The organism is Ramlibacter sp., from assembly GCF_050250995.1.
Taxonomy (GTDB): Bacteria; Pseudomonadota; Gammaproteobacteria; order Burkholderiales; family Burkholderiaceae_C; genus Ramlibacter.
In genome coordinates this window covers 57640-67098 of the sequence record NZ_JBFWNP010000029.1, presented here as the reverse complement: position 1 = coordinate 67098, position 9459 = coordinate 57640, and the positions used below count along the sequence as shown (strand labels likewise).

Here is a 9459-nt window from a genome sequence, read left to right as displayed (position 1 = left end):
CGATGGAATCGTGCCCGCCATCAGCATGGAACGCTGCCCGCGATCGCATGGAACGCCGCCCGCCATCGGCTGGAACAGCGCCCGCCATCAGCGTGGAATCGTGCCCGTCATCGGGTGGAATACGCAGGCAAGGCCGTGGTGCGCCGCGGCGACGTGACGCCGAGCGCTTTCAACTTCCCCGACTGGATCAGCGGCAGCGCGGGCGCGAGGCCGTCGATCATGATCGGCACTTCGCCCGCGACCACCGCCGTCCGTCCCGGCGTGCTGCCCTTGTAGACGATTCCGTGCAGCTTCAGCCCCGCCATGCTGGCCAGGAGCTCCATGTTCAGGTGCGGTGTCGAGCCGTTGCCGGCGTTGACGTAGTCGATCCCGCCGGGCTTGGCTTTGGCCATGGCGATCAGCTCCTGCAGCGTACCGGCGGGGAAGGCAGGATGCGCAATGAGCACCTGGGTCGTGTTCGCGATCTGGATCACGGGCGCGAGATCCTTTTCGACATCGACCGGCATCTTGTAGAGCGCCGGGTTGATCGCGATGTTGGATGCCGACGCCACGAGCAGCGTGGAACCGTCGGCCGGGGCGCGCGCCACGAGTTCGGTGGCGATGACCCCGTTCGCGCCCGGCCGGTTTTCCACGGCAACGGTCACCTTCAGCGCATCCCGGAGGATGTCCGCGACCTGCCGCGCGAGGATGTCGCCGGTGCCACCGGCCGCGGTCGGAATCACGACACGGATCGGCCTGCCCGGATTCGCCTGCGCCTGGGCGCGTGCGAGCGTTGCCGGCAGCGTAAGGGCAGCCAGGGCTGCGGTATTGAACCTGCGTCGTGTGCTTTGCATTTGTTGCCCTAAGTCCAGGGGAAGGAGGTGCGATACTTCTGCTCGAAGGCGTCGATCGTGGCGCGGTGCTGCAGTGTCAGGTCGATGGCGCTCAGGCCCTCGAGCAGGCACTGCCGGCTGAATCCATCGATCTCGAAGGGCTCGCGCGCACCGCGCGTGTCGATGACGCACTGCTCGCGCAGGTCCACCGTCAGCGTCGCACCGGGCGCGGCCTGCAATTGCGCACGCAGCCCGGCGGCCACGGGCGCCGGCAAACGCACGGGCAGGATGCCGTTCTTGATGCAGTTGTTGTAGAAGATGTCGCCAAAGCTCACGGCCACCACGCAACGGATTCCGTACGCCTGCAGGGCGATTGCCGCAGCCTCGCGCGAAGAGCCGCCCCCGAAGTTCTGGCTCGCCACGATGATGCGCGCCTCGCGATACGGCGCCCGATTCAGGACGAAATCGGGCCGGGGTTGGCCTTGCTCGCCGAATCGCTGGTCGTGAAAGAGAAACGTGGGATACGCCGGATCGCTGCGCCGCTTGAGCAGGAATCGCGGCGGCAGCAACTGGTCGGTGTCGATGTTGTCGCGGTCGATGGGCGCCGCGACAGCCGTGAGCGTGGTGAAGGCCTCCATTGCCGCGCCCCTTACAACAGCTCGCGCACGTCGGTGATGCGGCCGGTGACTGCGGCCGCGGCCGCCATGATCGGGCTGGCCAGGTGCGTGCGCGAGCCCGGGCCCTGGCGACCCATGAAGTTGCGGTTGGACGTGGACATGCAGCGCTGGCCCGCGGCAACCGTGTCGCCATTCGTGCCCACGCACATCGAGCAGCCGGGATGCCCCCAGGTGAAGCCCGCCTCGATGAAAATCCGGTCCAGGCCTTCGCGCTCCGCCTGCGCCTTCACCACGTTGGAGCCGGGCACGACGAGCGCCGGCACGCGCGCCTTGCGGTTCTTCAGCAGCGCCGCCGCGTCGCGCAGGTCCTCGATCCGGCCATTGGTGCACGAACCGATGAAGACCTGGTCGACAGGCAGGCCGGCGAGCGGCATGCCCGGTTCCAGGCCCATGTATGCGAGAGAGCGTTCCATGGCGCCACGCTCGCCGGCGTCGGCTCGTTCGCGCGGATCGGGGACGCGTCCATCCACCGGCACGACATCGGCCGCCGTGTTGCCCCAGCTCACCATCGGCGCGAGCGCAGTGGCATCGATGGCGATCTCCCGGTCGAACGCGGCTGCGGGATCCGATCGCAAGGTGCGCCAGTACGCGACGGCGGCGTCCCACTGCGCGCCCCGGGGCGCCATCGGGCGGCCGTGAAGGTAAGCGAACGTGGTCTCGTCCGGAGCGATCAATCCACCCCGGGCGCCGGCCTCGATGGACATGTTGCACACGGTGAGGCGCTCCTCGATCGTCATCGCCTCGATCGTGCTGCCCGCGTATTCGATGACGTGGCCGAAGCCGCCGGCGGGGCCGAGTTCACGAATGATGGCGAGGATCACGTCCTTGGCGGCGACGCCGAAGGGCCGCTTCCCCTCCACGCGGGCACGCATCGCCTTCAGCGGCTTGACCCAGAGGCAACCCGTGGCCATGACGTGCGCGGTGCCGCCGCCCATGCCGAATGCCAGCGCACCGAGCGCGCCATGCGTGGAGGTGTGCGAATCGCCGCACAGCAGGAACAGCCCCGGGAGGGTCATGCCCTGCTCGGGACCGACCACATGCGAGATGCCCATTCGCCCATCGCCCAGGCCGAAGTGGCCGAGTCCGTATTCGGCGCAGTCGTTCGCGAGGCCGCGCACGAGCGCGCGGCGCTCTTCGTCGGCGACGTCGTCGATCGCCGGACCCCGGCTTGCCGCGAAGTGGTCCGGCCCGCCGAAGATGTTGCGCGGATTGCGCACGGGCAATCCTTCGGCGCGCAGGAGATCGAACGCATGGAACGAGGAGGTGTCGGTCAGGATCAGCCGATCGACGTGGAGCAGGTCCTGCCCGCTCTTGTCGTCGTGCAGCACGACGTGCGTGTCCCAGATCTTCTGCAGCAGCGTGCGGCCCGTCGGCATGTCGATCGTCATCGGCGTTCAGGCGGCGCCTGGGTCCTGCGCATCCGCATCGTAGCGGCGCGCGTTGGCGAGCAGTTCGGGCGTGCCGATCAATGCATTGAGCTCATCGAAATCCAGCATGCGATCGCGCTCCGGGGCGGTAGTCTGGTGCAGCTTCAGGCTGGCGTAGTAACGCTGGAGCGTGTGCGCCACCGCGCGCGCCGTGCCCCCGGGAAAGATGACGATTCGAAAGCCCAGCTGCCCCAAATCCGTGGCGGGCAGTATGGGCGTCTTGCCGCCCTCGACCATGTTGGCCAGCATCGGGATCCGCCCGGCGAAGCGTGCGCAAGCCTGCCGCATCTGGTCGGGCGTTCTCAGCGCTTCGATGAAGAGTGCGTCCACGCCGCATGCGACGTAGGCATCCGCACGATCGAGGGCGCTGTCGAATCCTTCGACCGCGAGGGCATCGGTGCGTGCCATGATCAGCGTCTGCTCCGTGCGCCGGGCATCGAGAGCGGCCTTGAGCTTGCCGACCATTTCGGCCTTGGACACGACCCCCTTGCCATCGAGGTGGCCGCAGCGCTTGGGAAACGTCTGGTCTTCGAGCTGGATCATGGCGGCGCCGGCCGCCTCGAAACTGCGCACCGTGCGCTGGACGTTCAGCGCGTTGCCGAATCCGGTGTCCGCATCGACGATGACAGGGGTGCGCACGCGCTCGGTGATGCGCGCCAGCGTATCGGCCACCTCGACCGCAGTCGTGAGGCCGACGTCCGAACGGCCCAGGCGGGTGTAGGCGATCGACGCGCCGGAGAGATACAGCGCCTCGAAGCCCGCCTGCTCGGCGACCAGCGCCGTGAACGCGTCGTAGATTCCGGGCGCGAGCACGGCGTCGGGCGATTGCAGGCGCTGCTTGAAGGAAAGTCGCATGGGGCGAGACCTCGATACGGCGTGGAGTGCGTCGCGGCGACGGTGCTCCAGGGAGTGAACATCGTAGCAGACGGGTCGGCGCAGGGTCGCAGAGGGTTCGCTGCCTACGCGACACCGATGCGTCAGGCCGATCGTGGCTTTCGACCCGCCGGTGCATTGGGTCCCGGATGCCAACGCCGACGTGGGTCGCGCGGACCCGTCCCCACAGCAACGACCATGCCCGCCTGTTGAAGCTTGGCCAGGCGCTGCTGCGTCGAACGCGTCGTTCGCCCCAGATGAGCCGCAACTTCGGCCGTGGATCGGCCCCGGTCGACGTCAATAAATGCGAGCACATCCTGATCCGCCGGCGCAACGCTCGACGGCGCGACCGCGGCCAGTCGAATCCGCGTACGGAAACGCAATCCGATCTCCTCGAACTCAGGTTCGGGCAGACCTGCCGCGATACAGGCAGCTGTCATGCGTTGAACGCCACTCCCCCACTGCTCGATGAGCCCCAGTTCTTTGAAAGCCCTGCCGATCACGCGATTGCGCAGCCGCGAAACGCCCTCTCGCATCTCGTCGATTGTCAGACCTGGCAGCAGGATGCCGGGATTCTCGATCTCGATCCGATCCTCGAACACCGTGAGCCGAATGGGCGCCCCACGCTGCGCGTAGTCCGCATGAACCACTGCATTGACCAGTGCCTCGCGCAGCGCAACCGGAGGAACGGAATGCAGGTCGCGCCGCGTCAGCCGGCCGATTTCCACTCCATGCCGTGTATTGCGCTCCACGAAGCTGATCGCCTCTGAAAGCGCCTGCACGGGATAGCCTCGAAGTTCGCGTTGATCCACCAGTGGTGCGCCCTTGTCGATGCCGGCGAAGCACCCGGCCTGGATCCACGCGTCGGGAAAGTGCCGCAGGCGGTCCACCCCGAAGAGCAGGACACCTCCCACCGTGGGCACCAGCTTGCCCTGGTATTTTGTCGCGAGCCCGAGCGTTGCCAGGTCGGCACGCCGCAGCTTGCGCAGCGGCGCAAACAACTGCGAAGCTACTACGAAGTCCAGAGCTTCGTAGTTGAGAGAAGGAATCGGCTGCTCGTCGAACGCCAGTTGCTCGGAACGCCGACGCATTTCTCCGACCAGCGCAGCATCTGCCTGCCGGTTGGTAGGCCCGAGTCGAACGTAGGTTCCCCGCTCCGCACCCTCAGACTTCACATAATGCGGGCGCAACGCACTCGGAGCCACCTGCGCGACGAGCACCTGCGTGCGTCGCCAGGGCAGCACCGCGATCTCGGGCAGCAGTTGAGGCTCGACGCTGTCCGCGACAATATTGGCGAGGCGCTCCGCCTCCTCGATGGGATCGGCGATGCCGGCAACGCGCCCCGCATCGTCGACACCAATCACCAGCGAGCCCCCCGCCGAATTGGCGAAGGCAACGAGCGTGCGCACGATCGGCCGCGGAGAAGAGAGATCACGCTTGAACTCCAGGGTCTTCCCCTCGGGTTGGCGCAGGATCGCATCGAGCTTCATGATGCGAATCTACTACGAAATCTACTACGAAGTCGATGATGAGGTCAGACTTCGTAGTTCCAGATTCCGGACGAGCCGAAAATCGAGTCGCTGACCGCGCTCAACTTGCACCAGGCACTCAGTTGAATTCCGTCCGCCGACGAATGACAATTCCTGAGCTCGGGCCGGGCTCGATGCCAGAAACGAGAAGGAGGAGCCATGCGAATCAAGTCCGTCCACATCAAGAACTTGAGGTCCTTCATCGATCAAAGGATCGAATTCGGCGAATACAACAGACTGGTCGGTGCCAATGGTGCCGGCAAGTCGACGATCCTATGCGCGCTGAACATTTTCTTCCGCGAATCGGTGCATGCCGCAACCGACCTTACGGCCCTGCAAGCTGAAGACTTCCATGCGCGCAACGTCGGCCAGCCAATCGAGATCACGGTTGAATTCACCGAATTGAGTCAAGAGGCTCAGAAAGATTTCGCGGACTATTATCGCCAAGGCACCCTGGTCGTCTCGGCCGTCGCGCATTTCGACGAAGCAACGGGCGCTGCTACTGTCAAGCAGTACGGCCAGCGCATGGCCATGCCCGCATTCGCACCGTACTTCAAGGCTGCAAATGATGGAGCATCTGCAGCGGAACTGAGGGCAATCTACGTCGACCTGCGGGACAAACACCCTGAACTACCTGCTCCGTCGGCAAAAGACGCGAACTCCGCAGCCTTGCAAGCTTTTGAAGCTGCAAGGCCCGCGCAATGCGTGCTTATACCAAGTTTGGATCAGTTCTACGGCATAAGCAAGGGATCAAACCGGCTCGCCAAGTATGTGCAATGGGTATATGTGCCAGCCGTGAAGGACGCTTCAGATGAACAATCCGAAGGAAAAAACAGCGCCCTGAGCAAATTGCTTGCGCGCGCCGTACGAAGCAAGGTGAATTTTTCCGAGCGAATCAAGGAAATTGCTGACAGTGCCCAAAAGGAATACAGGCAACTTCTGCAGGATAACCAAGGCGCCTTGGACGATATCTCCGCCGCCCTCGCCGGCCGCATCGCTGAATGGGCTCACCCAGAAGCCGCACTACGTGTCGAATGGCGCCAGGATCCGAAAAAATCCGTGCAGGTTGAAGAACCGTTGGCGGCAATTCTCGCGAAGGAGGGTGACTTCGAAGGTCAACTTTCAAGGTTCGGGCACGGCCTGCAGCGCTCGTTTTTGCTTGCGCTGTTGCAGGAGCTTGCGGCGTCAGGTGATGCCGGCCCCACTCTCCTGCTCGGATGCGAGGAACCTGAGTTGTATCAGCATCCGCCTCAGGCTCGCCACCTCTCCAACGTGCTGCATCGTCTCAGCGAAAAGAACGCTCAGATCATTATCACTACTCACAGCCCACACTTCGTATCGGGTGAGACATTCGAGGATGTTCGAGTCGTGCGTCGCGTTGCCGGAGCAAAGCACTCCGTGGTCTGTTCCTACGCGTACGATCGATTTGCCGAGATTTTTGCCAAGGCAAAGGGACATGCCCCCTTGAAACCCGCCGGCTTGATTGCCAAGGTGCACCAGGTATTGCAGCCGGCGCTCAATGAAATGTTCTTTGCGCAGCGACTGGTTCTCGTCGAAGGTCTCGAAGACGTGGCATACATCCACTCATGGCTCGTGATCACCGGGAAATGGGATGAGTTCCGCCGCCGCGGCGTCCACATCGTTCCGGCCAACGGCAAGCACGCACTACTCTATCCCCTAATCATTGCCAGTGGCCTCGCAATCCCCTCTCTCGTGATTTTTGACGCCGACGCCGACAAGAAAAATGAAGGCGTGCATCGAAGCGACAATACCGCGCTATTGCGGGTGGCAGGCGGCGACGATGCAACGCCGTTCCCCGCTGCGACGGTGTGGAAAAGCAATCACATCGTTTGGCCTCACGACATGGGCGCAAGCATCGAATCGGAGGTCAATGGCGACGCATGGCACGAAGCGATGGACTATGCGAGTTCGCAGTGCGGTATGGCCGCAGACCTGAACAAGAACACGCTGCACATTGCAGCCCGATTGGCAAACTTGATGGAAGCCGGTATCCGACCGCCTTCCCTCGACAAGCTATGCGATGCGATCGTGACCTTTGGATAGTTCCACAGACTCGTAGGTTGAGAAGTCCAGATTGTTGCTTGCACTCTACGTGCAAGAACAATCTGCCATCGGCGAACTTACAGATACCCAACGCGCATGCATCGGGTGCAATCCCGCGCTACTCGAACTCCTCGGTATCCACCTCGCTGCGCGACTGCGCGTTGTAGCGGTTGCCGTGCACGGTCTTCTCGTTGATGAGCGCCTCGACCCTGGCCATCGTCTCGGGCGACAGCTTCACGCCGGCAGCGCCCACGTCCTCGCGGATATGCTCGACGCTCGTCGTGCCGGGAATCGGCACGATGTCCTGGCCTTTGTGCAAAAGCCATGCGAGTGCGAGTTGCGCCGGCGTGCAGCCGGCTTCCCGCGCGATCGCCTTGTAGCCGTTCAGGAGTTCGAGGTTCTTCGCGAGGTTCGCCGGCTCGAAGCGCGGCATGGCGCGCCGCAAGTCCTTTTCCGTGAGCGCGCCGGCGTCATGCACCGCATCGCACAGGAAGCCCCGCGCCACGGGACTGAACGCGACGAAGGCCGCCCCGAGTTCGCGGCAGGCCTGCAGCACCGCGATCTCGGGATTGCGCGTCCACAGCGAATACTCGGTCTGCAGCGCCGTGATGGGGTGAACCTTGTGCGCCCTGCGCAGCGTCGTCGCGGAAATTTCCGACAGGCCGATGGTGCGCACCTTGCCCTGCTCCACCAGGCGGCTCATCGCGCCGACACTCTCCTCGATGGGAATCTTCTTGTCCCAGCGATGCAGGTAGTACAGGTCGATCACGTCGGTCTGCAGCAGGCGCAGGCTTTCTTCGCAGTCGCGGACGATGGACTCGGGCCGGCCGTCGATGGTGCGCTTGGGCTTGCCGTCCTCGCCGGGGACCGGCCCCATCCCGCCCTTCGACGCAAGCGTGATGCTGTTGCGATGCGGCTTGAGGACGCGGCCGACGAGCGCCTCGTTCTTCCGCAGGCCGTAGATGGCCGCGGTGTCGAACAGCGTCACGCCCGCGTCGAGCGCGGCGAGCAGCACGCGCTCGCCCTGCTCGTCCGACGGCGGCGTGCCGTAGGCGTGGCTCAGGTTCATGCAGCCGAGGCCGATCTCGGCGACTTCGAACGGACCGATCTTGCGCGTCTTCATTGCAGCTGCTGCTCAAGTTGGTGGAGAACCTCGTAGCATGGCAGAACCTGCGCCACGCTGGCGTTGGGTTCGCGTTTTTCGCGGATGGCGGCGACGAACTCGCGGTCCTGCAGTTCGATGCCGTTCATCGACACGTCCACCTTGGACACGTCGATCTTCTCTTCCTTGCCGTTGAACAGGTCGTCGTAGCGCGCGATGTAGGTCGCCGTGTCGCCGATGTAGCGGAAGAAGGTGCCCAGCGGCCCCTCGTTGTTGAACGAGAGCGACAGCGTGCAGATCGCGCCGTTCTCGGCCTTCAGCTGGATGCTCATGTCCATGGCGATGCCCAGCGCGGGATGGATCGGCCCCTGCACCGCGTTCGCCTTCACGACCTTGCTGCGCGTCTGGTACTGGAACAGGTCGACCGTGTGCGCGGCGTGGTGCCACAGCAGGTGGTCGGTCCAGCTGCGCGGCTGGCCCAGCGCGTTCATGTTCGTGCGGCGGAAGAAGAAGGTCTGAACGTCCATCTGCTGGACGTTGAATTCGCCCGCGACGATCTTCCCGCGCACGTACTGGTGGCTCGGATTGAAGCGGCGCGTATGGCCGCACATCGCGACGAGCCCGGTCTTCTTCTGCGCTTCGACGACCGCCTGCCCGTCCGCGAAGCTGTCGCACAGCGGAATCTCGACTTGCACGTGCTTGCCGGCATTCAGGCAGGCGATGGCCTGTTCCGCGTGCATCTGCGTCGGCGTGCAGAGGATCACCGCATCGACATCGTCGCGCTCCAGCGTGTCGTTGAGGTCGGTGGTGACGTGGCCGATACCGTACTTCGCCGCGACCTCCTTCGTCTTGTCCAGCTCGCGGCCGACGAGCGAGGTGACCTGCACGCCATCGATCAGCTTCAGGCCGTCGAGGTGCTTCTGCCCGAAGGCGCCGGCGCCCGCGAGGGCGATTCTCAGGGGGGTGGATGCCATG

8 protein-coding genes are annotated in these 9459 nt (G+C 64.3%); 1 reads left to right on the top strand and 7 read right to left on the bottom strand.

Translation table 11 applies throughout. The features are described from left to right. Positions 1 to 107: 107 nt before the first annotated feature. From AB7E83_RS18020 to AB7E83_RS18000, 5 genes are all read right to left on the bottom strand, one after another. Positions 108 to 833, bottom strand: coding sequence for a Bug family tripartite tricarboxylate transporter substrate binding protein (locus AB7E83_RS18020; RefSeq protein WP_428571897.1), 726 nt, complete (start codon positions 831 to 833; stop codon positions 108 to 110). Positions 834 to 841: 8 nt separating this feature from the next. Further along, entirely contained in the window at positions 842 to 1450 is a 609-nt protein-coding gene (gene leuD / locus AB7E83_RS18015) for a 3-isopropylmalate dehydratase small subunit (RefSeq protein ID WP_428571895.1), read from the bottom strand. A gap of 11 nt (positions 1451 to 1461) precedes the next feature. Beyond that, positions 1462 to 2877, bottom strand: coding sequence for a 3-isopropylmalate dehydratase large subunit (gene leuC, locus AB7E83_RS18010; RefSeq protein WP_428571893.1), 1416 nt, complete (start codon positions 2875 to 2877; stop codon positions 1462 to 1464). 6 nt (positions 2878 to 2883) lie between these two features. Further along, complete coding sequence (locus AB7E83_RS18005) at positions 2884 to 3771, bottom strand: isocitrate lyase/PEP mutase family protein (RefSeq protein ID WP_428571891.1); 888 nt, start codon at positions 3769 to 3771, stop codon at positions 2884 to 2886. Between the two features lie 122 nt (positions 3772 to 3893). After that, positions 3894 to 5279 carry an ATP-binding protein gene (locus AB7E83_RS18000; protein ID WP_428571889.1) on the bottom strand — a complete coding sequence of 462 codons (1386 nt, stop codon included), beginning with the start codon at positions 5277 to 5279 and terminating at the stop codon, positions 3894 to 3896. 198 nt (positions 5280 to 5477) lie between these two features. Between AB7E83_RS18000 and AB7E83_RS17995 the strand changes: the two genes are divergently transcribed. Next, a complete protein-coding gene (locus tag AB7E83_RS17995; RefSeq protein WP_428571887.1) occupies positions 5478 to 7382 on the top strand; it encodes an ATP-dependent nuclease in 1905 nt (634 codons plus the stop codon). 118 nt (positions 7383 to 7500) lie between these two features. On the opposite strand, the gene AB7E83_RS17990 is transcribed toward AB7E83_RS17995, so the two are convergent. Then, entirely contained in the window at positions 7501 to 8505 is a 1005-nt protein-coding gene (locus tag AB7E83_RS17990) for an aldo/keto reductase (RefSeq protein WP_428571885.1), read from the bottom strand. Continuing rightward, on the bottom strand, positions 8502 to 9458 hold the full coding sequence (locus AB7E83_RS17985) for a Gfo/Idh/MocA family oxidoreductase (RefSeq protein WP_428571883.1): 957 nt from the start codon (positions 9456 to 9458) through the stop codon (positions 8502 to 8504). Before AB7E83_RS17985 ends, AB7E83_RS17990 begins: the two co-directional genes overlap by 4 nt. Position 9459 lies beyond the last annotated feature (1 nt).